The organism is Kitasatospora sp. NPDC058063 (assembly GCF_042885395.1).
Taxonomy (GTDB): Bacteria; Actinomycetota; Actinomycetes; order Streptomycetales; family Streptomycetaceae; genus Kitasatospora; species Kitasatospora lactacystinica.
Map to the genome: position 1 here is coordinate 181542 of NZ_JBHVSD010000006.1, position 23055 is coordinate 204596.

Annotated in this window: 20 protein-coding genes and 1 riboswitch; of the genes, 13 read left to right on the forward strand and 7 right to left on the reverse strand. The window is 76.0% G+C overall.

All coding sequences use genetic code 11. The annotated features are described in order from the left end of the window. Position 1: 1 nt before the first annotated feature. A complete protein-coding gene (locus tag ACFVUY_RS12515; protein ID WP_387689403.1) occupies positions 2–745 on the reverse strand; it encodes a zinc ribbon domain-containing protein in 744 nt (247 codons plus the stop codon). Between the two features lie 23 nt (positions 746–768). Further along, the gene (locus ACFVUY_RS12520; RefSeq protein ID WP_387729540.1) at positions 769–1605 is read right to left on the reverse strand and encodes a Nif3-like dinuclear metal center hexameric protein; all 837 of its coding nucleotides are present in this window, start codon (positions 1603–1605) and stop codon (positions 769–771) included. A gap of 829 nt (positions 1606–2434) precedes the next feature. On the opposite strand from ACFVUY_RS12520, the gene ACFVUY_RS12525 reads away from it, so the two are divergent. Both ACFVUY_RS12525 and ACFVUY_RS12530 read left to right on the forward strand, forming a co-directional pair. Further along, positions 2435–4426 (forward strand): alpha/beta hydrolase family protein, encoded by a 1992-nt coding sequence (locus tag ACFVUY_RS12525; RefSeq protein ID WP_387729542.1) that lies wholly within the window; start codon positions 2435–2437, stop codon positions 4424–4426. A 383-nt stretch (positions 4427–4809) separates the two neighbouring features. Further along, positions 4810–4983, forward strand: coding sequence for a hypothetical protein (locus ACFVUY_RS12530; RefSeq protein ID WP_380352529.1), 174 nt, complete (start codon positions 4810–4812; stop codon positions 4981–4983). A 163-nt stretch (positions 4984–5146) separates the two neighbouring features. Here the strand turns inward: ACFVUY_RS12530 and ACFVUY_RS12535 are convergent, their stop codons facing one another. Further along, entirely contained in the window at positions 5147–6229 is a 1083-nt protein-coding gene (locus ACFVUY_RS12535) for an alcohol dehydrogenase catalytic domain-containing protein (protein ID WP_387729544.1), read from the reverse strand. Between the two features lie 202 nt (positions 6230–6431). Between ACFVUY_RS12535 and ACFVUY_RS12540 the strand changes: the two genes are divergently transcribed. From ACFVUY_RS12540 to ACFVUY_RS12560, 5 genes are all read left to right on the forward strand, one after another. Next, positions 6432–7775 (forward strand): M48 family metalloprotease, encoded by a 1344-nt coding sequence (locus tag ACFVUY_RS12540; protein WP_387729545.1) that lies wholly within the window; start codon positions 6432–6434, stop codon positions 7773–7775. 141 nt (positions 7776–7916) lie between these two features. Beyond that, complete coding sequence (locus ACFVUY_RS12545) at positions 7917–8570, forward strand: class I SAM-dependent methyltransferase (RefSeq protein WP_359896888.1); 654 nt, start codon at positions 7917–7919, stop codon at positions 8568–8570. A 137-nt stretch (positions 8571–8707) separates the two neighbouring features. Continuing rightward, a complete protein-coding gene (locus ACFVUY_RS12550) occupies positions 8708–9949 on the forward strand; it encodes a hypothetical protein (protein WP_387729547.1) in 1242 nt (413 codons plus the stop codon). A gap of 7 nt (positions 9950–9956) precedes the next feature. After that, on the forward strand, positions 9957–10997 hold the full coding sequence (locus tag ACFVUY_RS12555; RefSeq protein WP_387729550.1) for an N-acetylmuramoyl-L-alanine amidase: 1041 nt from the start codon (positions 9957–9959) through the stop codon (positions 10995–10997). A gap of 187 nt (positions 10998–11184) precedes the next feature. Then, positions 11185–12090: a hypothetical protein gene (locus ACFVUY_RS12560; protein ID WP_387729552.1), complete on the forward strand. Its 906-nt coding sequence runs from the start codon at positions 11185–11187 to the stop codon at positions 12088–12090. 184 nt (positions 12091–12274) lie between these two features. Here ACFVUY_RS12560 and ACFVUY_RS12565 read toward each other — a convergent pair whose 3' ends face one another. The 3 genes from ACFVUY_RS12565 to ACFVUY_RS12575 all read right to left on the reverse strand — a co-directional run bounded on the left by ACFVUY_RS12565 (position 12275) and on the right by ACFVUY_RS12575 (position 15567). Then, positions 12275–13336, reverse strand: coding sequence for a prenyltransferase (locus tag ACFVUY_RS12565; RefSeq protein WP_380352536.1), 1062 nt, complete (start codon positions 13334–13336; stop codon positions 12275–12277). After that, positions 13333–14076, reverse strand: a complete 744-nt coding sequence (locus ACFVUY_RS12570; protein ID WP_387689432.1) for a class I SAM-dependent methyltransferase — start codon at positions 14074–14076, stop codon at positions 13333–13335. The genes ACFVUY_RS12565 and ACFVUY_RS12570 overlap by 4 nt, the downstream gene beginning before the upstream one ends. A gap of 180 nt (positions 14077–14256) precedes the next feature. After that, positions 14257–15567 (reverse strand): glycosyltransferase family 4 protein, encoded by a 1311-nt coding sequence (locus ACFVUY_RS12575; RefSeq protein ID WP_387689435.1) that lies wholly within the window; start codon positions 15565–15567, stop codon positions 14257–14259. Between the two features lie 255 nt (positions 15568–15822). Between ACFVUY_RS12575 and ACFVUY_RS12580 the strand changes: the two genes are divergently transcribed. The 6 genes from ACFVUY_RS12580 to ACFVUY_RS12605 all read left to right on the forward strand — a co-directional run bounded on the left by ACFVUY_RS12580 (position 15823) and on the right by ACFVUY_RS12605 (position 22252). Then, positions 15823–16419: a TetR family transcriptional regulator gene (locus ACFVUY_RS12580; protein WP_359896874.1), complete on the forward strand. Its 597-nt coding sequence runs from the start codon at positions 15823–15825 to the stop codon at positions 16417–16419. Positions 16420–16532: 113 nt separating this feature from the next. Further along, positions 16533–16616, forward strand: a riboswitch (cobalamin riboswitch). Positions 16617–16722: 106 nt separating this feature from the next. Further along, on the forward strand, positions 16723–17991 hold the full coding sequence (locus ACFVUY_RS12585) for a prenyltransferase/squalene oxidase repeat-containing protein (RefSeq protein WP_387729556.1): 1269 nt from the start codon (positions 16723–16725) through the stop codon (positions 17989–17991). Further along, a complete protein-coding gene (locus ACFVUY_RS12590) occupies positions 17991–18692 on the forward strand; it encodes an SCO2322 family protein (protein WP_387729558.1) in 702 nt (233 codons plus the stop codon). The genes ACFVUY_RS12585 and ACFVUY_RS12590 overlap by 1 nt, the downstream gene beginning before the upstream one ends. A 16-nt stretch (positions 18693–18708) precedes the next feature. Further along, positions 18709–19821 (forward strand): CbiQ family ECF transporter T component, encoded by a 1113-nt coding sequence (locus ACFVUY_RS12595; RefSeq protein WP_387729758.1) that lies wholly within the window; start codon positions 18709–18711, stop codon positions 19819–19821. Beyond that, positions 19818–21419 (forward strand): ABC transporter ATP-binding protein, encoded by a 1602-nt coding sequence (locus tag ACFVUY_RS12600; RefSeq protein WP_387729561.1) that lies wholly within the window; start codon positions 19818–19820, stop codon positions 21417–21419. The genes ACFVUY_RS12595 and ACFVUY_RS12600 overlap by 4 nt, the downstream gene beginning before the upstream one ends. Beyond that, the gene (locus ACFVUY_RS12605) at positions 21416–22252 is read left to right on the forward strand and encodes an ECF transporter S component (protein WP_387729564.1); all 837 of its coding nucleotides are present in this window, start codon (positions 21416–21418) and stop codon (positions 22250–22252) included. The genes ACFVUY_RS12600 and ACFVUY_RS12605 overlap by 4 nt, the downstream gene beginning before the upstream one ends. Here ACFVUY_RS12605 and ACFVUY_RS12610 read toward each other — a convergent pair. Then, positions 22249–23022 (reverse strand): helix-turn-helix domain-containing protein, encoded by a 774-nt coding sequence (locus ACFVUY_RS12610; RefSeq protein WP_387729567.1) that lies wholly within the window; start codon positions 23020–23022, stop codon positions 22249–22251. The genes ACFVUY_RS12605 and ACFVUY_RS12610 overlap by 4 nt on opposite strands. Between the last annotated feature and the right edge of the window lie 33 nt (positions 23023–23055).

Consider the following 23055-nt stretch of genomic DNA (forward strand, 5'->3'; position numbering starts at 1 on the left):
CTCAGACGCCCGAGTCCGAGGTGCGGACCAGGATCCGCGAGCAGTTCTCGCAGCGGACCACCTTGTCGGCCGGCTCGGCCTTGATGGCGTTCAGCTCGGTGATGGAGAACTCGGTGCGGCAGCCCTCGCAGCGGCGCTGGTAGAGGCGGGCCGCGCCGACGCCGCCCTGGGTCTCGCGCAGCTTGGCGTACACCTTCAGCAGGTCGGCCGGGATGACGGTGGCGACGGTCTCGCGGTCGCGCTTGACCTTGTCGGCCTCGCCGTCGATCTCGGCGAAGGAGGCGTCGCGGCGACCCTCGGCCTCCTTGAGCACGATGGTGGAGTGCTCCAGGCGGGCGGACAGCTCCTCGACCCGGGTGTTGGCGCTCTCCTGGCGCTCCATGATCTCCAGCACGACCTCCTCCAGGTCGCCCTGGCGCTTGGCGAGCGAGCCGATCTCGTGCTGGAGGTTCTCCAGGTCCTTCGGCGAGGTGATCGCGCCGGAGTCCAGGCGCTGCTGGTTGCGGGCGGCACGGGAGCGGACCTGCTCGACGTCCTGCTCGGCCTTGGTCAGCTCGCGGGCGGTGTCGCCCTTCTGGGCCTCGGCGGCGACGACGAGGTCCTTGAGCGCGGTGTGGTCGGCGGTGGCCTTGTCGATCTCGGCGTGCTCGGGCAGGCTCCGGCGCCGGTGGGCCAGCTGGTCGAGCTTCGAGTCGATGGCCTGGAGGTCGAGCAGGCGGATCTGGTCGGCGGGCGCGGCGTTCAAGCGGAGAGCTCCTGTGAATCGGGTCAGGCGGTGAAGGACATGGGGGCGTGCGCGGTCCACGGGTCGGTGACCCGGTGGGAGACCTTGGTCTCCACGGCCCAGCCGCGCTTGTCGGCGACGGCCAGCAGGGCCCGCTCGGCCAGGGTGAGCCAGGGCCACTCGGTGGCCCAGTGGGCGGCGTCGAGCAGCGCGACGGGCGCCGCCTCGGCGGCCTCGGAGGCCGGGTGGTGACGCAGGTCGGCGGTCAGGTAGGCGTCCACGCCGGCCGACCGGACGTCGGCGAAGAAGCTGTCGCCCGAGCCGCCGCACACCGCGACGCGGCTGACCAGCCGGGTCGGGTCGCCGGAGACGCGGACGCCGGCGGCGGTGGCGGGCAGGCCCTTCGCCACCTGCGCGGCGAAGGCGGAGAGGGTCAGCGGGGGCTCCAGCAGGCCGATCCGGCCGGTGCCGCGGCGGCCCAGCGGGTCGGTCGGGTCCGGTACCAGCGGGCCGGTGACCCGCAGGCCCACCGCCTCGGCGAGCGCGTCCGAGACGCCGGGGTCGGCGTGGTCGGCGTTGGTGTGGGCGACGTGCAGGGCGATGCCGTTGGTGATCAGCGTGTGCACCACCCGGCCCTTGAAGGTGGTGGCGGCGACGCTGGTGGTGCCGCGCAGGTAGAGGGGGTGGTGGGTGACCACGAGGTCGGCGCCCCACTCCACGGCCTCGTCGACGACCGCCTGGACGGGGTCGACAGCGAAGAGCACGCGGTTGACCTCGGCCTGAGGGTCCCCGCAGACCAGGCCGACGGCGTCCCAGGACTCCGCCCACTGCGGCGGGTAGACCTCTTCGAGCGCGGTGATGACGTCGGACAGTTTCGGCACCTGTCGAGACTACCGTGCGCGCGGGCGCGGTCGGGCCTCGGCCGTTCGGCGGGCTGCCGGGGGAGTCGCGGCGGCTGTTCGGACGCGGGAGCTGCGGGCGTACGGGTGCGCGTCAATCTGTGACGGGAGGCGCCCGACGGGCCCGCGCGCTCCGTACGCGGCCGCGCGCCGGGCGCCCGTTACTCACAGCAGGGTTCTCGTACGAATTCGAAACCACGCCTTGATCACCCTTACGAGTGAAGTGACCGGCTCTGCGTTGAGGCTTCGGTTGGCTCGAAAGTAACTTCACTCCTGCGAACGGGAGTTGCACCGGCGGCAGCCACGACCCGGAGTCGGGCGGATGCCGCGCGGGCCGGACGGGATCCGGGTGAGCACTCCCGTGCCGGGGCGGCACCGCCGCCCCCTCCGGGGAAACCGATCAGGCCGGGCCGCCGCCCCGGGTGCCGCGAGCAGTGGGCACCCGGCGCGGCGGCGGAGACGAAGGGATGTGGTGGCGAATGAGGGCGGGCACATCGCTGCGTGCGGCCGGGGACAGGGGATCGGTGGAGCGCGGACCGGATGCGGCGGGTTCGTGGCCGGGGACGACACGGGCGGCACCGACCGGTGCCGGAGGCCGGAGAGGCGGCGGTGACCGGGACGTCACCGCCGGCGGCTTCCGGCGCGCGGCCGGGCCACCCGTGTCCTCGCCGCGCGTTCCTGCCCCTCCTTCCGGCGCCGCCCCTTCTTCCGGCAAGGCGCTTCGCTCCGCGCCTGCCCTTTCCTACGCTTCCGCTGCGGCCCCTTCGGCCGGGGCGGGGTGCCCGGCCGGCGCCACCGGGGTGAGCGGAGCATGAACGTGGCCACCCGGACCGTGACCCAGGCCCTGCGCCGGCTGAACTTCGCCTTCGCCGCCGACGGCAGCCACGCCGCCTGCCTCGCCTCCTCGGCCGACAGCGGCTGGTACGTGGAGAGCTGGCGGCTTCCGCAGGACGGCGGGCCGGCCGAGCCGACCCCACTGGCACTGCCCGGCAACCGCTCGGAGAGCCTGCGCTCGCAGCTGGTCGCCCTGCCGGACGGCTCGGTGCTGATCTGTCGGCACGACGGCGACCGGCACGACCTGGCCCGCCTGGCGCCGGGCGAAAGCTCCGCCGCGGAACAGCGGCTGGGTGCGCTCAGGATGGCCGGACTGCGGGTGCTGCCGCTCCCGGCACCGGCCGGGGCCGGGCCCCGGACACCGGTGGCGGTCGCCCTCGGCAGCGACACCCGCCCGGCGACCACCGCCTGGCTGGTGCGGACGGACGGCAGCGAGCCCGAACAGGTCGCCGAGATCCCCGGGTTGCACGGCGGCGGCACCTGGCTCGACCGTACGGGCACGCTGCTCGCGCTGGACCGGGTGAACGACGGCCTGGTCCGCAGCGTGGTGCTCGACCTGCGCACCGGCCGCACCACCCCGCTGCTGGAGATCGGCCCGCACAGCAACGACCGCCTCGTCCTGTTCGACCCGGAAAGCCGGTTCGCGATGGTGCGCAGCGACGCGCCCGGCACCGACCGGCTCGGCTGGGGCCTCCTCGGCACCGGGGAGCCGCTGCGGTTCCCGGAGTGCCTGCACGTCGCGGGCATGCTCCTGCGGCCGGTGGCCCTGCGGGTGGCGGCGGACGGCCCCCGGGTCGCGGTGCAGATCGACCACGGCGCGGGCTCGACACTCGCGCTGTGGCGGCCCGCCGCCGGACGGCTGGACCCGCTGCCGGCGCCGCCCGGGCGGCTCGGCGCGGTCGGCCACTGGGGCGAGGCCGGGCTTCGGCTGCCGTACTCCTCGCCCGACCGTCCGACGGCGCTGGCCACCCTGGACGTCGACGCGCTGCTGGCGCACGGCCCGCTCCCGGCCGCCTCCGCCCCGGTGCCGCTGCCGCTTCAACTCGCGCCACTGGCCTCGGGGTTGCCCGGCCCGTGGCGGGACACCGTCCTGCCCTGGCAGCCCGGCGGGATGCGCCCGGTACGGACCGCACCGCCCGGCTGGCGGCTGGACGGCAGCACCCCGCCCGGCGACGGCGGCCGCTGGCAGCCCGCGCAGAGCCTCGAACTGGCGGGCCCGGCAGGCCCGTTGGAGGCCGTGGTGTACGGCGGGGACAGCTGGCTGAGCAGCCCGCACCTGGTGCTGGCGCTGCACGGCGGCCCGGCGGACGCCTGGCGGCTGGAGTTCGACCCGGCGCTGCAGCGGATGGCCGCCGAGGGCCTGGCGGTGGTCGCGCCCAACCAGCGCGGCTCCACCGGCTACGGCGTGGCGCACGCGCTGGCCATCCGGGGCGCCTGGGGCGGCCCCGACCTGGACGACGTCCTGTACCTGCTGGACGGCATCGCGGGCCAGCGCGCCGCCCTGGGCCTGGAGCCGCCCGCCCTCTTCGGGGTCAGCTACGGCGCCTTCCTCGCGCTGCTGGCGGCCGCGCACGCGCCGGCCGGGCAGGTCGCCCGCTGCGCGGTGGTCGCACCGTTCCTGTCCGGCGCCCGGCTGCTGGCCGAAGCGGCGCCCCCCGTAGGGGCGTTGGCCACCCGCCTGGGCGGTGGCGAGCCGATCTCCGACGCCCGCGGACCGCGCGACGTCCTGCAACTCGCACACCGGCTGAGCGCGCCGCTGCTGATGGTGCACGGCAACCGGGACGAGGTCGTGCCGGTGAGCCAGTCCCGGTCGCTGCGGCACGAACTGCTGCGGATCGGCCGGGTCGAGGGCGAGGACTTCCGGTACGTCGAGGCGGCGGGCTCCGGGCACGAGGTGCTCGCCGACGAGGGCGCCGCCGTCCTGCACGAGCTGCTGGCCACGTTCCTGCGGACCGGCCGTCCGGGCTGATCCGCCGCCCGCCCGCCGAAGACCACGGACTCCCGGACCCTCCCGCACGACCAGGCGGCCCCGGCGCCGTGCTGGGCGATCCGAGTGAACTCTCCGCAGGTGAGTGCGGGCCGTCGGCCCGGCCCGGCGGCCTCCGGGCACCGCCCCGGTCCGCCGCGAGCCGGTGCGCCGACGACCCGGCTCCGGGCCCCGGACCAGCACGGGACTCGCGTCAGGATCTCGATAGGATCTCGCCCGTCCCGGCCGTTATGGTGGCCGGGGCACGGGCCGTGATCACCGGCTACGGGCGCGTACCGAGCACCCGATCGGGGACCCGACCGTGCGCCACCGGCGCCGGCCGGGCGCCGATGACCCGCACCCTCCGCACGGAAAAGACGAATCTCATGTCCGACACCCTCACCGACACCACCGGACCCGCGGTTACCGGGACCGACGCCGACGAGAAGACGGCCAAGGACACCGGGTCGCACGGCCGCCACCGCGGTGGCTCCGCCGACGACGACAGCCCGGAGACCGACCCGCACGGCCGCCACCGCGCGGCCGGCGCGCGGGGCTGACCGCACCCACCGCCAGGGCGTCGGCGCCAAGGGCACCGCGCAGCAGCACCGCACGGAGGCGCCACGCCCGAGGGCCCGCCGGGAGAGCACGGACTCCCCCGGCGGGCCCTCGCTCTTTCCCGGGCCCGCCCGGCCGTGCCCGCACCCGCACCCGGCCCGGCCCTCAGTCCATCGTGACGACCGTCCGCAGCGCCTCGCCGCTGCGCATCTGCGCGATCGCCTCGTTGACGTCGGCGAGCCCCACCCGGTGGCTGACCATCCCGTCGAGGTCGATCCGCCCGGCCCGCCAGAGGTCCACGACCAGCCCGATGGTGCGCGTCACCGTCGCCCCGCCGTACAGCGAGGGCAGCAGGCGCTTCTCGTTGAAGAACAGCTCGCCCATGGTGAACTGCGCGAGGTCGTCCTGCGCGCCCGCGCCGATGACCACCACCGCGCCGCCGCGCCGGGCGGCCTCGTAGCCGGCCCGGACGGTGGCCGCGCGGCCGACCGCCTCGAAGACGTAGTCGAAGCCGCCGCCGGGCAGCGTCCTGGCCGCCGCCTTCAGTTCCTCGGGCGCGATCGCCTCGGTGGCGCCGAAGGCCAGGGCGCGCTCGCGGCGCGAGGCCACCGGGTCGACGACGGTGATCCGGCCGGCGCCGCAGACCCGGGCGCCCTGCACGGTGGCCACGCCGACCCCGCCCGCCCCGATCACCGCGACGGAGGCGCCGGGCTCGACCCGGGCGGTGTTCACGGCGGCGCCGATGCCCGTGGTCACGCCGCAGCCGATCAGCGCGGCGGCCTCGTAGGGGAGGTCGGCGGGCACCTTGATGACGGCGTTCGCCGCGACCACGACCTCCTCGGCGAAGGCCCCGGTGCCGTAGAAGCCGGAGGCGTTCAGCTCGCCCTCGGCGATCCGGAAGCCCGGGGCGCCGAGGCCGCGCAGGCTGGCGATGCACAGGTGGCCGCGGTCCCGGCGGCAGTGGTCGCAGCGGCCGCACGGGGCCATCCAGCAGAGCACCACCCGGTCACCGGCGGCGAGGCCGGTGACGCCCTCGCCCACCTCCAGCACGTCCCCGGCGCCCTCGTGCCCGGGAACGAACGGCGCGGGCTGCGGCAGCACGCCGCTCATCGCGGAGAGGTCCGAGTGGCAGAGGCTGGCGGCGCGCATCCGGACCCGTACGGTGCCCGGCCCGAAGCCCACGGCCGTCACGTCCTCGCGGACGTCGAGGGTTTCCTGGCCGGTCTTGTGCAGGACGGCTGCGCGCATGGTGCTGCTCCCTGGGTGCCTGGTGTTCCTCGGATCGGCGGTCGCGCCGATTCTGGCACGGGCGGCGCGGCGCGACGAGAACGCGTTCCACAACATCCGACCGGCGGAACTGTGCGAAGCCGCTGTCCTTCCGCCACCGGAACACGCCATGATCACCACCGTGTCGATACCCCCACCGATGTCGTCGCCGACGTCGCCTCCGATGTCTGCGCCGACCTCCCCCGAGCGGCCCGCCCACGGCGGGCCCTGCCCCCGCTGCGACGCCGCGCTGACCGCCGACCGGCGCTTCACCGCCTGGTGCCCGGCCTGCGACTGGAACCTGTCCCCCGGCCAGGACGGCACCGCCGCGCCCACCCGGCGCGAGCGGGCGGCGGCCGAGCGCACCGACCGGCTGTTCGAGGAGCAGGCCGCGGGCGGCGACTCCCCCACCGCCCGCCGCGACTGGCTGCTGGCCTCCGCCGCCGCCGCTCCGGTCCACCTGGTCACCGTCGGCCTGTTCTGCCTGGCGCTCTGGCTGCTCGTCACCGGGAGCACGGTGCAACGCTGCGCCGGCGCGGTGGCGCTGGTGATCGCGGTCGCGCTGCGCCCCCGGCTCGGCCGGGTGCCGCGCGAGAACGTCCTCGACCGGGCCTCGGCCCCGGCGCTGTACGGGCTGGCGGACCGGGTGGCCGCCGAACTCGGTGCCGCGCCGGTGGCCGCGATCGAGGTCACCGACGAGTTCAACGCCTCCTACGGGCTGGTCGGGCTGCGCCGCCGTCCCGTCCTCCACCTGGGTCTGCCGCTCTGGGAGGTGCTGGACGACCGGCAGCGGATCGCCCTGCTCGGCCACGAGTTCGGCCATCACGTCAACGGCGACCACCGGCGCTCGCTCTGGCTGCACAGCGCGATCGTGGCGCTCGCGGCCTGGTACGACATGGTCCGGCCCGACCGTCCGGGCCGCGGCTCCGGCGACGAGGTCTCGCTGCTGATCCGGATCGGCGCGATGGTCGGCGCGGTCGTCCTGCGGGCCGTCGCCTGGCTGCTGCTCCAGGGCCTGTACCTGTTCGACCGGCTCACCTCCCGTGCCGGGCAGCAGGCCGAGTACCGCGCGGACGCCCTCGCCGTGCGGGTCGGCGGCAGCGAGGCGGCCGGTGGCCTGCTCGCGACGTTCCTGCTGTTCGGCCCGGTGTGCACGGCCGTGGACCGGATCCGCGCCGAGGAGCGCCGGCGTCCCCGGACGGTCCGCCGCGGCCGGGGCCGGACGGCCGAGCAGCCGGAGCAGCCCGAGCAGCCGAAGCCGCCCGCCCCGGACCTGCTCTGGGAGCGGCTGCGCGAGCACCTCGGCTCCGTCCCCGCCACCGAGCGCGAGCGCCTGCTGCGGCTCAGCGCCCGTGACCGTGCCGCCGTGGACTCCACCCACCCGCCGACCCATCTGCGGATCGCGCTGGTCGAGCGCGCGGAGGCCCGGCCGGCCGCCGTCACCGCCGCCCCCGCCGAGGTCGGGGCGATCGCCGCCGAGCTGGCCCCGCACCGCGCCCGGATCGCCGCCGACCTGCTCGCCGGCTGACCGGCGACCGGGCGGCGAGCAGGTCGGCGGCCGGGCGCGGTGAGCCCGCGCGGTACCGGCCGCCCCGGCGCCGCCGCCACCGCTACCGTCGAGTAGGGTCCGTGCACGTCCGCCCGCGTCCCGACCCCCGAGGAGCACCGCATGTCCGACCTGCTGCTGAGCGCCGAGCCGGCGCCCGAGGTGCTGGCGGCGTTCGAGGAGGCCACCGGGTTCATGCCGGTGGACGAGGGGCTCGCGCTGTACGCGGCGGCGGTGGCGGTGGCGCGCGGCACCGGGCTGCCGGTGCTGGAGATCGGCACCTACTGCGGCCGGTCGGCGATCCTGCTCGCGGCGGCGGCGCGGGAGGCCGGGACGGTCGCGCTGACCGTCGACCACCACCGCGGTTCGGAGGAGCAGCAGCCCGGCTGGGAGTACCACGACTCGACGCTGGTCGACCCCGAGGTCGGGCTGATGGACACCCTGCCGAGGTTCCGCCGCACCCTGCACGCCGCCGGGCTGGAGGAGCACGTGGTGGCGCTGGTCGGCCGTTCGCCGCGGATCGCCGCCCTGTGGGGGCGCCCGCTGGGCCTGGTGTTCATCGACGGCGGGCACACCGACGAGCACGCGACCGGCGACTACGAGGGCTGGGTGCCGCACCTGGCGCCGGAGGGCCTGCTGGTGGTGCACGACGTCTTCCCGGATCCGGCGGACGGCGGCCAGGCCCCGTACCGGGTGTACCTGCGGGCGCTGGCCGAGGGCTTCGAGGAGGTCTCGGTGACGGGCTCCCTGCGGGTCCTGCGCCGAGCCGCCCGGTAGCGCGTTCGTTCCCGCGTCCCCGCACCGATGCTCTAACGTCGTGCCAGGGCTGTCGGGCGGGGGTTCGAACGGTACGGTGGCCGCGCAGCACCAGGCAGAGCGCAGAGCATCGGCGGACGGTGGGGGCCAGCAGCGACATGACGGACCAGCAGAACAGCGCTCCGGCGGTCTGGGACCCCACCGCGCGAGGCGGCGCCGGCGGCTGGGTGCGCGGCCCGCAGCGCCCGGCCGACGCGCAGTCCGCCCCCGGGGCTCCCGCCGCCCCCCAGCCTCCCGCCGCCTCGCAGTCAGCGGCTCCGCAGTCCGCCGCCCACCCCGGCCCGATGGCCCCGCCGCCCGGGCCCGGCGCCGTCGGCGACCAGGGCCCGCCGCTGGGCGCCCGCCCGTACCTGGCCGCCTCGCCCGGCTACGATCCGCCGACCGCCCGGCTGTTCCCCACCGCGCCGCCGCCCCCGGCCGCCCCGCCCCCGGCCTCGCCGTTCCCCTCCCACGCGGGTCCGCAGTCCCACGCCCCGCAGCAGGCACCGCAGCAGGCCCCCGGCTACGACTACCTCCTGCAGCCGCCCGCCGCCCCGCCGCAGTCCCCGTACGGCGCCCAGCCCCCCTACGGCACCCAGCCCGACCGTCCGACCGGCCACGGGGACGACGAGGACCGGCCCACCAACCGCAGGACCCCGCTGCTGATCGGCCTGGCCGTGCTGCTGGTGCTGGCGCTCGGCGGCGGCCTGCTGTTCGCCCTCCAGGGCGGCGACAAGGACGACCGGGCCGCGCCCGCCCCGGCCTCCGCCCCGGCGACCGGCCCGGACAACCTGCCGCCCGCCCCCGCGCCCACGGGCGCGGACGGCGCGCCGAGCGCCTCCGCGAGCGCCTCCGGCCCGCCCACCGGCACGCCGTCCCCGACCGCGACCGGCCCCGGTCCGGCCGCCGGCGCGCAGGCCCAGGCGCTGGACAGCCTGCTCAGCGAGGGCGAGAACGCCAAGGCCCCGATCGGCAGCGCCGTCGCCAAGGTGACCAGCTGCCCGCCGAAGGCCGACATCGAGAGCGCCGCGCAGGACTTCGACAACGGCGCGAGCCAGCGGGCCGCCCTGCTGGCCAAGCTCTCCCAACTGACCGTCACGGACGTGCCGGGCGGCGCGGACGCGGTGAACTCGCTGAAGTCCGCCTGGCAGCTGTCGGCCGACATCGACAAGGCGTACGCGAGCTGGGCGCGCGCCGTCGCCGCCCAGGGCTGCACCGGCAGGGCCCCGGCCACCCCCGACAAGAAGCGCGCGGACGAGCTCAACCCGAAGGCCACCCAGGCGAAGACGGACTTCATGACCAAGTGGAACGTGATCGCGAAGAACTACGGTCTGACTCCGCGCACCCAGGACAGGATCTGACCGACCAGTGACCGGTTCCGCCGCCCGACCGCCCCGCCGCTCCGCCCTGCTGCGCGCCACCACGGCCGCGGCCGTGGCCGTTCCGCTCTGCACGGCGGGCTGGTTCGGCTGGCGGGCCCTCGACCACTCCGGCCCGGCGGGCGCCGCGGCGGCCCCGGCCAGGTCGTCCCCGGGCTCGGCCCCGGCCACCGAGCCCCCGGCTCCGAGTGCGGCTCCGACGGCCACGGACCAGCCGGCCGCCACCGGCACGCCCCTCACCCCTCCGGTCGCGCCGGCGCCCACCGACAGCGGCCCCGCCGGCAGCGCCCCCTCGGCCGGGACCCCGGCCCCGCCCGCCGACACCGCCACCGTCCTGGCCGGCCGCACCGTCCTGCTCGACCCCGGCCACAACCCCGGCAACTCCGCCCACACCGCCGAGATCAACCGTCAGGTGGACATCGGCAACGCCCGCAAGGAGTGCGACACCACCGGCACCGAGACCAACGCGGGCTACTCCGAGGCCGAGTACACCCTGGACGTCTCCCGCCGGGCCCGCGCCATCCTGACCGCCCTGGGCGCCAAGGTGGTGCTGGCGCAGGACGGCGACCGCCCCTGGGGCCCGTGCATCGACGAACGCGCCCGCGCGGGCGCCGACGCGCACGCCGACGTCGCGCTCTCGGTGCACGGGGACGGCGGCCCGGCGAGCGGCAGCGGATTCCACGTGATCATGCCCGCCAGGGTGGTGGCCGGAAAGGCGGACAACGCGGCCGTCGTCGATCCCTCGCACCGGCTCGGCCTCCTGCTGCGCGAGCGGTTCCACGCCGCGACCGGCGAACCGTACGCGGACTACATCGCCAAGGACGGCCTGGACACCCGCTCCGACCTGGGCGGCCTCAACCTCTCCACCGTCCCCAAGGTGTTCATCGAGTGCGGTAACATGCGCAACTCGACGGACGCGAAGCGGATGACGGACCCTCAGTGGCGCCAGCAGGCGGCCCAGGGGATCGCCGACGCGCTGACCGCGTTCCTGACGACCCAAGAGAAGACCGAAGAGCGACACGGGAGTTGAACCGCACACCCCCGGAGGACGACGCTCCGCCCGGACCGCACGGTTTGCAACGACTTCGCCCCATTCCCGGTCCCGCCGTGCACCGGCAGGACGGTTGGGCCTAGGCTTCTGGTCCGTTCGGGAGTTTCGGCCGGTCGGCCCGACCGTACGAACCACCGTCCACGACACGTCAACGAGGGGAACGTTAGTGAATCTGCGCGCTCTCACCAGGGGAGACGCCGCCGTCGCAGGCGCGGCCGTCCTGCTCTTCATCGCCTCCTTCCTGCCCTATCTGGCCGCGGACTGCAGCGGCCGGCTCTGTGCGGACGCCTCAAAGAACGCGTGGAGCACCGATCTGTTCCCCGTCCTGCCCTCGATCTACCTGCTCGGCATCGTCGCCGCCGCGCTGATCCTGGTGCAGCGCTTCCAGGGCCAGGCCGCGGCCAACCGACAGGTCCTCGGCCTGCGACTCGACCAGTGGGGCATCGCCTTCGCGGTCGCCGCGCTGTGGACCTCGGTCTGGTCCCTGGGCGCCAGCCCGTACGGCCCGAACGTCAGCCACGGCTTCGGCGCCTGGCTCGGCTTCATCGCGCTGATCGTGCTCGCCGGCGCGGCCGCCGCGAGCCCCCTGGTGCCCGCGCTGAAGGCCCCGCTGGTCTCCGACCGCCCGGCGGCCGTCCCCGGCCAGTACGGCTACCCGGGCCAGCCCGGTCACCCGGGTGCGCCCGGCCAGCCCGGTCAGTACGGCTACCCGGCCCAGGGCCACGACCCGGCGTTCGGCGGCCAGGGCGGCTACGGCTACCCGGGCGCCGGCCAGCCGCAGCCCGGCCAGCCGGTCCAGCCGCACGACGCCGGCGCCCCGGTGCCGCAGCCGGCCCCGGCCGCGCAGCAGCAGGCGGCCGCCCCGGCGGCGGACTTCCAGCCGTTCTGGTTCGCCGTCCCGGCCCCGCGCCAGCTGGCCCCGAAGGACAACCCGGCCGGCGCCCCGGTCGGCGAGGTCGTGCCGGGCACCTGGTACCTGGCCGTCGAGCAGCGCGGCGCCGCGCTGGTCGCGCAGCTGCCGGACGGCAGCCAGGGCGTGCTGGCCGACACCACGGGCATCCAGCGCGGCTGACCGCCCGCGGGCACGTACCGCGAAGGGGCGGGACCGGTTCTTCGGTCCCGCCCCTTCGCATGAGCGCCCGCCTTCCGTACGCGCGCTCGACCGCCGTACGCGTCCGCACGCTCGATCGCCGTACGCGTCCGACTGCGCGCCCGCCTGCCCGCTCGCGCGCACGGCTGTCGCACGCGCGTCCGGCTCAGCAGCAGTCCTCGACCACCAGCCCGGCCGGCAGCTGCTCCCCGCCGAAGACCGAGACCGTCGCCGGGTCCCCGCCGAGCGCGGCCACCGCGAGCAGCAGCGCCCCGGCCGTCCAGGTGGTGCGCTCCTCCGGCCAGATCGCGTCGTCCTCGAAGACGTACCCGGTCCAGTACGAGCCGTCCTCGTGCCGCAGGTGCTTCTGGATCCAGCGCAGGATGTCCACCGCGCGGTCGGACTGGCCGATCGCCCAGAGCGCGAGCGCCAGCTCGGCGCTCTCCCCGCCGGTCACCCACGGGCGGTCGCTGACGCAGCGCACGCCGAGGCCGGGGACGACGAAGCGCTCCCAGTCCCGCTCGATCCGGGCCACCGCCGCGTCGCCGCGCAGGCCGGTGCCGAGCACCGGGTAGTACCAGTCCATCGAGTAGCGGTCCTTGTCCAGGAACCGCTCGGGGTGGTGGGAGACGGCGTGCCCCAGCCGCCCGGCCGCGAGCTCCCAGTCGGGCTGCGGCTCCTCCAGGTACTCGGCGACGGCCAGGCCGCAGCGCAGCGCGTGGAGGATGCTGGACGAGCCGGTGAGCAGCGCCTCGTCGGTGGCGGTGCCGTCCTCGGAGACCCGCCAGGCGATCGGGCCGCCGGGCAGCCGCAGTCCGACGATGAAGTCCAGGGCGCGCCGGACGACCGGCCAGATCCACTCCAGGAAGGCGTCGTCGCCGGTGCTGAGGTGGTGGTGCCAGACCCCGACCGCGACGTACGCGCAGAAGTTGCTCTCCTTGGCCCGGTCGGTGACCACGCCGTCGGTGTAGGCGGCGTACCAGGAACCGTCCGGGTTCTGGGCGGCGGCGAGCCAGCGGTAGGCGGCCTCGGCGGCGGCGTGCTCGCCGGCCGTGTCGAGGGCCATCGCGGCCTCGGTGTGGTCCCAGGGGTCGAGGTGGTGGCCGGCGAACCACGGTATGGCGCCGTCGGGGCGCTGCTCGGCCAGGATGCTGCGGACGGTGTCGGCGGCCTGCTCGGCGTCGAGCACCCCGTCGAGCAGCAGCACCTCGGGGACGGCGGCGGTCATGCCGTCCTGCCCGGCGCGCGGTTGGGCTTGGAGGCGTACGCGACGAAGCTCTTGCCGATCACCGGGTTGAGCGCCCGCTCGGCGGCCTTGGTGAGGCTGCTGATCACCGGGGTGCCGACGATGTCCCAGACCAGCAGCTGGTGGTACGCCTTCACCGGCAGCGCCTTGTCGTTGTCGACGCCGACCGCGCACTTGATCCACCAGTACGGCGAGTGCAGCGCGTGCGCGTGGTGGGTGCCGTACGGCTCCAGGCCGGCGTCCTTGAGCTTGCCGAGCAGCTCGTCGCCCCGGTAGATCCGGATGTGGCCGCCCTCGTTCGCGTGGTACTCGTCGGACAGGGCCCAGCAGATCTTCTCGGGCAGCCAGCGCGGCACGGTGACGGCGAGCAGGCCGCCCGGCTTGAGGACCCGGAACATCTCGTCGAGCACGCCCTTGTCGTCCGGGATGTGCTCCATCACCTCGGAGATGATGATCTTGTCGAAGGACTCGTCCTCGAACGGCAGGGCCAGCGCGTTGCCCTCCATGGCGACCGCCGACGCCCCCTCGGGGGCCTCACCGGCCTGCTCCATCGCCGCGAACCACTTCCTGACCTCGGCGATCTCCCCGGCGTTCTGGTCGAGGGCGATCACGTTGGCGCCGCGGCGGTAGCACTCGAACGCGTGCCGGCCCCCGCCGCAGCCCAGGTCGAGCACCCGGTCGCCAGGGGCGAGCGGGAAGCGCGAGAAATCGACGGTCAGCACTGCTGGACTCCCATTCCTATTGCTGCCAAGCGTTCTTGACGCCTCGTCAGGCTTCGTTCAGCACGTCGCGCTGCGCCGGGCGGGCCCCGACCCGCCGTCACCGACCCGCCGTCACCGACCCGCCGTCACCGGCCGGGCCGCCGACCGGGCCGCCGACCTCCCGTGCGCGTCGACAGGGCCCTAGGCCACGTACCGCCAGCCCGGCCCCGACCGGGCCCGGGCGCCGGCGCCGGTGGCGATCGCCGCCCGGTAGGCCTCGGCGGTCAGCTCGGCCGCCCGCTCCCAGGTGAACCGGGCCAGCACCCGCCGCCGTCCGGCCGCACCGAGTCCGGCCCGCAGCTCGGGGTCGTCCAGCAGCCGGCCGAGCGCGGCGGCCAGCGCGTCCGCCTCCCCCGGCGGCACCGCCAGGCAGGTCTCCCCGTCCGGCCCGGCCACCTCGGGGATCGCCCCGCCGGTGGTGGCGACCAGCGGGGTGCCGGTGGCCATCGCCTCGGCGGCGGGCAGCGAGAAGCCCTCGTACAGGGAGGGGACGCAGGCCACCTCGGCCGAGCGGTAGAGGTCGACCAGCTCGCGGTCGGTCAGTCCGCTGCGGAACTCGATGTGCCCGGCCAGCCCGAAGCGGCGCACCGCCTCGGCCACCGGCCCGTCCTCCTTCTGCGGCTTGCCGACCACCACCAGGTGGGCGTCCCGCTCGGTGCGCACCTTGGCGAGCGCCTCGACCAGGAAGACCAGGCCCTTCAGCGGGACGTCCGCGCTGGAGGTGGTGACGATCCGGCCGGGGACGCGCCCGATCTCCGCCGAGGGCGACCAGAGCCGGGTGTCGGCGCCGATCGGCACCACCGAGATCGCGTCCGGCGCGGCGCCCAGGTGCTCGGCGATCTCGCGCTGCGAGGTCCCGGAGACGGTGATCACGTGGTCCAGCCGGGCGGCGACCCGGCGCTGCATCCGGGTGAAGGCGTACCAGCGGCGCAGCGAGAGCCGCTTGCCCCGGGTGGTGGCGGCGTCCAGCTCCAGCTGCCGGTCCACGGTGATCGGGTGGTGGATCGTGGTGACCAGCGGGAAGCCGTGCCGGGCCAGGCCGAGCAGGCCGTAGCCGAGGGTCTGGTTGTCGTGGACCACGTCGTAGCGGCCCTTGTGGGCGGCCAGGTACTGGCGGGCGCGCAGCGAGAAGGTGAGCGGCTCGGGGAAGCCGCCGGTGCGCATGGTGGCGAACTCCAGCACGTCCACCGGGCCGCGGAACTCGCCCCGGGCCGGGGTGCGGAAGGGGTCGTCGGCGCGGTAGAGGTCCAGGCTGGGCAGCTCCACCAGGCGCACCGAGCCGGGGCCGTCGACCTCGTCGAGCACCGGGTAGGGCTGGGCACCGATCACGTCCACGTGGTGGCCGAGCCGTGCCAGCTCGCGGGAGAGGTGTCGTACGTACACGCCCTGACCCCCGCAGAAGGGGTCACCGCGGTACGACAGCAGGGCAATCCGCAGCGGCTGCGCGGTCATCCTGGGCCCTCTTCTCTAGCTGCTATCGGTGCTGCCGGTCGTGCTTCCGGTCGCTAAAGTAGATCAGGTTTCAGTGGCTGGGGAACTCGTCGTCGACCACGTGAACAATGAGAGACCTCGAAGATACCGGCCCGTAGCTTTTCCCCAGGAGCCAGGGCTGGTGATTCCCGCCACGCCGAATCCTGCCGACCTGTGGAGCACGCCGCCACTCTCGCCCGCCCGGGAGCCCCCTTGCCGCCACCCCCTCCTTCGACGTTGCCGCCGGTCTCCCCTCCGGGCGAGCCGCCGCTGACCGCGCGCCAGGCCGAACGGCGCCGGCGCATCCTGCGGGCCGCCACCGCACTGGCGGTGCGCGGCGGGTACGAGGCGGTGCAGATGCGGGAGGTCGCGGAGAGCGCGCAGGTCGCCCTCGGCACGCTCTACCGGTACTTCCCGTCCAAGGTGCACCTGCTGGTGGCGGTGATGCTGGAGCAGCTGCAGGGCCTCCACGAGCACATCCGGCGCCACCCGCCGACCGACCTCGAACCGGCGCTGCGGGTCGCCGACACCCTCACCCGGGCCTTCCACGCGCTGCAGCGCGAGCCGCTGCTGGCCGAGGCCATGGTCCGGGCGCTGTCCTTCGCGGACCGCTCGGTCGGGGCCGAGGTGGACCAGGTCAGCGTGGCCACCGGACAGCTCATCCTGGACGCGATCGGCCAGTCCGGACCGCCCACCGGGAGCCAGCGCGCGGCGGTGCGGGTGATCGAGCACACCTGGCACTCGGCGCTGGTCGCCTGGCTCTCCGGCCGCGCCTCGATCGCCGAGGTACGGGCCGACCTGCACACCGCGGCCCGGCTGCTCACCCTGCCGTGAACCGTCCTCCTCCCGCCGCCGACTGGAACCTGTTCCTGCCCGCCCCGGGCAGCTCGTCGTGCTCCGGCGGCTAGAGTCGACAGTCGGCACAACTCCATCCCGCTCCTCCCCCGGGGAAAGCCGGTGCGAATCCGGCGCTGACCCCGCAGCCGTGAGACCGGCGCCGCCCTCGGCCGCCCGGACGAGTCGGAGCACCCGGGGAGGGGCGAGCGGCCCGTCCGGACGCCCGCGCCCGGCACCGTCGAGGACTACGGAACGGCCCCGCCCGGGCCACCACCGCTCACCGAAAGGCACACCCGCACCATGCTGACCGCCGCCCGCCTGGGCGCCGCCGCCCTGTCCGCCGCGCTGCTCACCGGCATCGCCGCAGGACCGGCCCTCGCCGACAGCCCCGCGCCGACCCCCGCCGCCCTCCCCGACGGGCTGTACGGCAAGGGCGACCCGACGTACGACGGCGTCTGGCGACAGTCGCTGGCGCTCACCGCGCTGACGGCGGCCAAGGTCACCCCGGCCGACTCGGCCGTCGGCTGGCTCACCGGCCAGCAGTGCGAGGACGGCGGCTGGCCGTCGTACCGGGCCGCCGGCGCGGCCTGCGACCCCAAGACCGAGGACAGCAACGCCACCGCCGTCGCCGTCCAGGCCCTGGTCGCCCTCGGCGGGCACCAGGAGGCCGTCGACAAGGGCGTCGGCTGGCTCAAGGCCAACCAGAACGCCGACGGCAGCTGGGCCTACAACCCGGGCAGCCCCGGCGACGCCGACTCCACCGGCCTCGCCGTCAACGCGCTGTTCGCCGCCAAGACCGACCCGGCCGGCGTCGCCAAGGCCGGCCGGTCCGCCTTCGACGGGCTCGCCCTCTTCCAGCTCGGCTGCGCCGCCCCCGCCGACCAGCGCGGCGCCTTCGCCTACCAGTTCGACACGGCCGTCGGCGCCCTCACCCCGAACACCCTGGCCAGCGCCCAGGCCGCGCTCGCCGCGAGCGGCGGCCACCTGCCGGTCGCCGGCTCGGTGCACGCCGACGCCGCGCCCAAGGCCCTGGCGTGCGCCTCCGACGCCCCGGCCGCCCAGGGCTCCTCGGCCTCCTCGGCCCCGGTTGCGCACGCGGAGTCCGGCGAGGCCGTCGGCGCCTACCTGACCGCCCAGCTCGCGGCCGGCGGCGACCACCTCACCCTCACCACCCCCGGCGCCGCCCCCACTCCGGACTACACCGCCACCGCCTGGGCCGCCCTCGCCCTCACCCAGAGCGGCCACCCCCAGCAGGCCGCCGGCGCCGTCGACTGGCTCACCAAGGAGGGCGCCACCTGGACCAAGGGCGGCACCGACGCCGGCGCCACCGCCACCCTCCTGCTGGTCTCCCAGGCCGCCCACCGCGACACCGCCGCCCTGACCGGCCAGCTCACCGCCCTCGGCCCGGCGCCCAAGGCCGCCGAAGCCGCCGCCTCGGCGACGGAGGCCCCGAAGGAGAAGAAGGACGGCGGCATCGGCCAGTACTGGCTCATCGGCGTCGGCCTCCTCGTCGGCATCGGCGGCGGCCTCGTGCTCAGCCTCCAGCGCAAGCGCAACCCCCACCTCTGATGCGCCCCGCACCCCGCCCCGCCCCGGCGGGCGCCGGCGTCCGCAGCCGCCGGGCCGTCGCCGTGCTGCTCCTGCCCCTCCTCGGGGCGGTCCTGGTGCTCGCCTCCGCCGCCCCCGCGCAGGCCGCCGGCTACCGCTACTGGTCGTTCTGGCGCGGCGCCGAGGGCGGAGCCTGGACGTACCAGCAGCAGGGGCCCGCCATCGCGGTGCCGCCGGACGGCGCGGTGGACGGGTGGCGGTTCGCGCTGAGCCCGGACGGCGGGCAGGACGCCGCGAAGCCCCGGACCGCCGGGGGCTTCACCGAGATCTGCGCGGACACGCCCGCCCAGGAGGGCCGCAAGCGGGTGGCCGTCGTGCTGGACTTCGGGACCGCCGAGGACGCCGGTTCGTCCGCCGCCCCGGCGCCCGGGCAGCGGACCGCCTGCGCCGCCGTCGCGCCCCGCGCCACCTCGGCCGAGGTGCTGGCCACCGTCGCCCCGCCGCTGCGCTACGACACCAACGGGCTGCTGTGCGCCATCGCCGGGTACCCGCAAGCGGGTTGCGGCGACCCGATCGGCGCGGCGGGCGCGGCCCGGCCCGCCGACCAGGGCGGCGGCAGCAGCGGCAGCGGCCCCGACATCGGCCTGATCGCCGGTGGCGCGCTGGTCGCCGTCCTCGCCGGCGGTGCCGTCCGGCAGGCGCGCCGCCGCCGTCACCCCTAACGTCCCCCACCCAGGAATCACCGTGAGCAGCACCGCCCGTAGCACCCGGCCGCCCACCGGCCCCCGTCAACTGCACCCCGGGGCCTGGTGGTTGTGGGCGCTCGGGCTGGGCGCGGCGGCCACCCGCACCACCAACCCGGCGATCCTGCTACTGCTCGCCGCCGTCGCCGGGTACGTGGTCGCGGCCCGGCGCGGCGATGCGCCCTGGTCGCGCTCGTACGGGGCGTTCCTGCGGCTGGGCCTGCTGGTGCTCGGCATCCGGCTGGTGTTCGCCGTGTTCCTCGGCTCGCCGGTCGCCGGCACCCACGTGCTGTTCACCCTGCCCGAACTCCCGCTGCCCGTCTGGGCGCAGGGCGTGCGGATCGGCGGCCGGGTCACCGCCGAGGGGCTGCTCGCCGCACTGTACGACGGGCTGCGGCTGGCCACCCTGCTGATCTGCGTCGGCGCCGCCAACTCCCTCGCCAGCCCCGCCCGCCTGCTGCGCACCCTGCCCGGCGCGCTCTACGAGGCGGGCGTCGCCGTCGTCGTGGCGATGACCTTCGCGCCCAACCTGGTCGCGGACGTCCGCCGACTGCGTGCCGCACGGCGCCTGCGCGGCCGCACCGACAAGGGCGTCGCCGCCGTGCTGAGCGTCGGAATCCCGGTACTGGAGGGCGCGTTGGAGCGGTCCATCGCGCTGGCCGCCGCGATGGACACCCGGGGCTTCGGCCGCACCGCCGACGTCCCGCGACGGCTCGCCCGGGCGACGGCCGCGCTCACCCTGGCCGGGCTGCTCGGGGTCTGCCTGGCCGCGTACGGGCTGCTGACGGCCGGCGGCGCGGGCTGGGCGCTGCCCGTCCTGCTGCTCGGCCTGGCCGCCGCCTTCGCCGGACTGCTGCTCGGTGGCCGACGCTCCGTCAGGAGCCGCTACCGGCCGGACCCGTGGGCCCTCCCGGAGTGGCTGACCGCCGGTTCCGGCGTGGCCGTGGCGGCCCTCACCGTCTACCTGGCCGCGCGGGACCCGGCCGCCTTCGCCCCCACCGTCGTCCCACCGACCGTCCCCGCGCTGCCCCTGACCGCCGTGCTGACCGTCCTGCTCGGCCTGGTGCCGGCGTTCGCCGCCCCGACCCCGCCCCGGAGGGCATCGTGATCACCTTCGAGCAGGTCTCCGTCCGGTACGCGGACGCCGCCGCGCCCGCGCTCGGCGGCGTCGACCTCACCGTCCCCGAGGGCGAACTCTGCCTGCTGGTGGGCCCGTCCGGCTCCGGCAAGTCCACCCTGCTGGGGACGGTCAGCGGCCTGGTGCCGCACTTCACCGGCGGGGTGCTGCACGGCCGGGTCACCGTCGGCGGCCGGGACACCCGCGAGCACCGGCCGCGCGAACTCGCCGACCTGGTCGGCACCGTGGGGCAGGACCCACTTGCGCACTTCGTCACCGACACGGTGGAGGACGAACTCGCCTACGGCATGGAGTCCCTGGGCCTGCCGGGCGACGTGATGCGCCGCCGGGTCGAGGAGACCCTCGACCTGCTCGGCCTCGCCGACCTGCGCGACCGCTCGCTGACCACCCTCTCCGGCGGCCAGCAGCAGCGCGTCGCGATCGGCTCGGTGCTCACCGTGCACCCCCGCGTACTGATCCTGGACGAACCCACCTCGGCACTCGACCCGGGCGCGGCCGAGGAGGTGCTGTCCGTCCTCCAGCGGCTGGTGCACGACCTCGGCACCACCGTGCTGATGGCCGAGCACCGGCTGGAACGCGTCGTCCAGTACGCCGACCAGGTGCTGCTGCTCACCCCCGGCGCCCCGCCCGTCCTCGGCGAGCCCGCCGAGGTGATGGCGCACTCCCCGGTGCACCCGCCGGTGGTCGGCCTCGGCCGGCTCGCGGGCTGGCGGCCGCTGCCGCTCTCGGTCCGCGACGCGCGCCGCAAGGCCGCCCCGCTGCGCGCCGAACTGGACGGCCGGACGCCCGCCGCTGTCGGCTCCTCGTCCGGCACCCCCATCGCCGTTGCCGACCGCCTCGCCGTCCGGCGCGGGCCGGTCCCCGCCCTGCGCGGCGTGGACCTCGCGCTTCGCCCCGGCGAGATCACCGCCCTGATGGGCCGCAACGGCGCCGGCAAGTCCACCCTGCTCGGCAGCCTGGTCGGCCTGCACGCCCCGGCCTCCGGCAGCGTCAGGGTCGGCGGCCGCACCCCGCACCGCACCCGCCCCGCCGAACTGATCCGCGAGGTCGGCCTCGTCCCGCAGGAACCGCGCGACCTGCTCTACGGCGAATCGGTCGCCGCCGAATGCGCCGCGGCCGACACCGACGCGGGCGCCGCCGCCGGCACCTGCCGCGCCCTGGTGGAACGCCTGCTGCCCGGCATCGCCGACGACGCCCACCCGCGCGACCTCTCCGAGGGCCAGCGGCTCACCCTCGCCCTCGCCGTCGTGCTCACCGCCCGGCCCCCGCTGCTGCTCCTCGACGAGCCGACCCGCGGCCTCGACTACGCCGCCAAGGCCCGGCTGGTGGAGATCCTGCGGGCCCTCGCCGCCGAGGACCACGCCGTGCTCCTCGCCACCCACGACGTCGAACTGGCCGCCGAACTCGCCCACCGCACCGTGATCCTGGCCGAGGGCGAGATCGTCGCGGACGGGCCGACCGCGGAGGTGGTGGTCTCCTCGCCGGCCTTCGCCCCGCAGGTCGCCAAGGTGCTGGCGCCCGGGCCGTGGCTCACCGTCGGGCAGGTCGCGGAGGCGCTGGGCGCATGAGCACTCGTCCCGTCCCCCTGGGGCGCCGGTCCGTCACGGCGCTGCTCCTCGTCACCGCCGTCGGCGTGACGGCCTTCGGCTGGCCGCTGCTCGCCTCCACCGGGTCGGCGCTGGTCGGCCACTCCGCGGACGCGCCGTGGCTGTTCGCCCTGCTGCTGCCGCTGCTGCTCGCCGTCGTCATCGCCCAGATCTCCGAAGGCCGCTCGGCGGGCGGCGGGGCGCCCGGGCTGGACGCCAAGTCCGTCGCCCTGCTGGGCGTCCTGGCCGCGGCGGGCGCGGCGCTGCGGCCGCTCGGCGCGGGCACGGCGGGGCTGGAGCCGATGTTCTTCCTGATGGTGCTCTCCGGGCGGGTGCTCGGACCGGGCTTCGGGTTCGTGCTCGGCTCGCTGTCGATGTTCGCCTCCGCGCTGCTGACGGGCGGAGTGGGGCCGTGGCTGCCGTTCCAGATGCTGGCGATGGGGTGGGTGTGCCTGGGCGCGGGGCTGCTGCCGGGCCCCGCTTCCCTGCGCGGCCGCCGCGAACTCTGGCTGCTCGCGGCCTACGGCGCCGTCGCGTCCCTCCTCTACGGCACGATCATGAACCTCCAGGGCTGGCCGTACATCGGCGGCCTGGCCGGCTCCATCTCCTTCCACCCCGGCGACCCACTGCCGGCCAACCTGGTCCGCTTCGCCGCCTACTGCCTGACCACGTCGCTCGGCTGGGACCTGCCGCGAGCCGCCCTGACCGTCGTTCTCTGCCTCACCCTCGGCACCCCCGTCCTGCGCGCCCTGCGCCGCACCACCCGCCGCGCCGCCTTCGACGCCCCGGTCACCTTCCGGCCGCCGGAGCGCTAACGGCACGCCCCGCACACCTGCCCGGCCCCGGCCACGGGCCGCCCGCACATCCCGCCCCGCCCGGGGCACTCGTGCCGGCGCGGCCCGTCTGTCGCACCTCGTGCCGCCGGAACGGCCGGCAGCTTGGTGATCCGCCCCGCCAGGACCGCCCCCACGCTGTGCGTGACCCTCCCCGGCAGCGGCGCCGACAGGATCCCGGTCAGTGCCTCCCGCGTCCACCCGCCCGCCAACAGCCCCTCCACCCGGGCGGCCTGGTCGCACAACGGCTTCCCCGCCAGGGCCAGCCGGGGCTCCCTGTGCCCGAGTTCGAGCAGCAGTGCCATCCCGGCCGTCAACTTCTCGGAGGGACGGACGGAAGGTTGTTCCGCTTCCTTTGATTTCAGTTCCTTGGAAGGGCTTCCCGCCTTCCCGGCGACTGGATCGCCTGGACCTGGAACACCGGCGGCCGGGGACGCGGGAAGCGGCGGCACCGTGTGCACCGCCTTGCCCGTCACCGGCGCCTCGTGCACCGAAACGACCGTCCGCACCTGCCCGGTCAGCGGATCGCGCTGGGTCCGCCGCACGTAGTGCCCGGCCGCCTCCAGCTCCCTGAGCGCCCGCGCGACGGTCGTCCGCCCCTCCACGCTCTTGGCGGCGAGCGTCCGCACGTCCTCGCGTGCGCCGTCCGGCAGGCTGAGCAGGTAGCTCAGCAGCCCGCGCGCGGCCCAACTCAGCGAGTGCTTACGGACGACGTGGCCGTTGTCGAGGATCGTGTACCCGGGGGCATGCATGGGGATACGATGAATCTGCATTCGGGAGCCTTT

Coding starts and splice junctions, on each gene's coding strand:
- ACFVUY_RS12525 (WP_387729542.1), top strand. CDS start 2,435: ATGAACGTGGCCACCCGGACCGTGACCCAGGCCCTGCGCCGGCTGAAC.
- ACFVUY_RS12530 (WP_380352529.1), top strand. CDS start 4,810: ATGTCCGACACCCTCACCGACACCACCGGACCCGCGGTTACCGGGACC.
- ACFVUY_RS12535 (WP_387729544.1), bottom strand. CDS start 6,229: ATGCGCGCAGCCGTCCTGCACAAGACCGGCCAGGAAACCCTCGACGTC.
- ACFVUY_RS12540 (WP_387729545.1), top strand. CDS start 6,432: ATGTCTGCGCCGACCTCCCCCGAGCGGCCCGCCCACGGCGGGCCCTGC.
- ACFVUY_RS12545 (WP_359896888.1), top strand. CDS start 7,917: ATGTCCGACCTGCTGCTGAGCGCCGAGCCGGCGCCCGAGGTGCTGGCG.
- ACFVUY_RS12550 (WP_387729547.1), top strand. CDS start 8,708: ATGACGGACCAGCAGAACAGCGCTCCGGCGGTCTGGGACCCCACCGCG.
- ACFVUY_RS12565 (WP_380352536.1), bottom strand. CDS start 13,336: ATGACCGCCGCCGTCCCCGAGGTGCTGCTGCTCGACGGGGTGCTCGAC.
- ACFVUY_RS12575 (WP_387689435.1), bottom strand. CDS start 15,567: ATGACCGCGCAGCCGCTGCGGATTGCCCTGCTGTCGTACCGCGGTGAC.
- ACFVUY_RS12585 (WP_387729556.1), top strand. CDS start 16,723: ATGCTGACCGCCGCCCGCCTGGGCGCCGCCGCCCTGTCCGCCGCGCTG.
- ACFVUY_RS12590 (WP_387729558.1), top strand. CDS start 17,991: ATGCGCCCCGCACCCCGCCCCGCCCCGGCGGGCGCCGGCGTCCGCAGC.
- ACFVUY_RS12605 (WP_387729564.1), top strand. CDS start 21,416: ATGAGCACTCGTCCCGTCCCCCTGGGGCGCCGGTCCGTCACGGCGCTG.
- ACFVUY_RS12610 (WP_387729567.1), bottom strand. CDS start 23,022: ATGCATGCCCCCGGGTACACGATCCTCGACAACGGCCACGTCGTCCGT.